This is a genomic window from Paenibacillus jilunlii (genome assembly GCF_900102965.1).
Lineage (GTDB): Bacteria > Bacillota > Bacilli > Paenibacillales > Paenibacillaceae > Paenibacillus_AQ > Paenibacillus_AQ jilunlii.
Genome location: NZ_FNGM01000039.1, coordinates 1 through 1,375, shown reverse-complemented (window position 1 = coordinate 1,375; position 1,375 = coordinate 1). Strand labels below are relative to the sequence as shown.

General features: G+C 37.8%; 2 protein-coding genes. Both read right to left on the bottom strand.

What is annotated here, in order from left to right; all coding sequences use genetic code 11:
- Positions 1-488: 488 nt before the first annotated feature.
- Positions 489-812, bottom strand: coding sequence for a DUF7716 domain-containing protein (locus BLQ82_RS30970; protein ID WP_062518904.1), 324 nt, complete (start codon positions 810-812; stop codon positions 489-491).
- A gap of 57 nt (positions 813-869) precedes the next feature.
- The coding region (locus tag BLQ82_RS32295; RefSeq protein WP_074648851.1) for an HNH endonuclease at positions 870-1,375 on the bottom strand (506 nt) is incomplete at its 5' end.

Genomic DNA, 1,375 nt, shown 5'->3' with positions numbered 1-1,375 from the left:
CCGCCAAGGCTCTGATCCGCTTGTCCGGTATCAAAATCCGCCAGGATGCTGTCCATCGTAGCCGGCTTGCTGCTGCCTGGAAGCTGCTTGGTTTCCTTCGTCTTTGAGGTTAACCAGCTTTCTGAGCAGCGTACAGAGCACCTTGATTAGGATCATAATCAGCTTGCGGCCAAGTTCAATAATGTGATGCGTCCCTGGCTAAAGCTCTGCGACAAGGATGGCTCCTCCTCTCTGTCATGCAGATCCCTAAGCGGTTCACACCACGACAAAGCGAATTCTACTTCTATTGGCTTCCAGCTTATTTTTGAGTAGAGGGATTACAACTGGATGAGTGAGGATATTTTGTCATAGATTTACTTATAATCATTGTTGTTCAGAATCTGTACTAATTAGCCCGACAAAAAAGAAACCTTGGAAGGCCATAGCCAACCAAGGTCGAAATTACTCCAGATATGCATAATATCTTAATCATATTCAAAGTCGATTTATTATTTATTTGTTACAATAAAAGCGTCATTATCATAATAATATAAAAAGGCCTCAATTAAATCTTCATCTGTACATTCACCCTTTTGTACTAAAGCATTTTTAATTATTCCTTTTATAGTTTGAATGTCTAAAGCGTACATTAAATTATTTTCCCTAGCAAATTCAGGTACTTCATCACTGTCATCCTCTACATCATCTGGATCGAATATAGCACCTTTTGTATCTAAATCCCACGTTTCATCATCTGGAAGAAATAATGCATCTGACCACTCGAATTGTTCAATATTATTTAGTATTTTTCTCAATGTAATAAGTTTCTCCATTATATTCTCCCCTAAATGCACTCTTCTAGAATAGTGCTGAAATATAGAAACATTTCATTATTTTTTTCTTTTTCTTCCTCCCCCCCAAATCTCCATTCCTCCTTTTCCATTAGGATGTAGTACAGATTGTATTTCACCCTTTGCTGTATGTTGATCAAACGGTATTAATTGTAGAATTCCTTCTCTATTGGGTTCATGATGCCAAGTAACCTCTGGAGTAGGTGGTTTTCGTGGAAAAGCTCCTCTTTTTCCCGGTTTTACACCAGCAATTATTCCTGGATATAATTCCTCCATTTGTTGGGCAAATATTGAGTCAGCTTGGAAAGCCTCATGTAGTTTCTTATTAGCTTCTTGAAAATGTCTAGCGTCACTCATCTCAGGGTACATATGATTGGGTAATTTCATTTCATAAGCAACTGAATACAATCTCTTATCAGGAGACCACTTCTGCGAACTATCTTTCTCCAAAATACTATCAAAATCAATCTTTCCGTCTTTTCTTGCAACTGCAGAATTATAAACATCTATTCTTTCAGAAGTCTTTAAGCCGCTAAGCTTATCTA

Bases quoted from the DNA above. Each gene is read 5' to 3' on its own strand.
- BLQ82_RS30970 (WP_062518904.1), bottom strand. From the start codon at position 812: ATGGAGAAACTTATTACATTGAGAAAAATACTAAATAATATTGAACAA.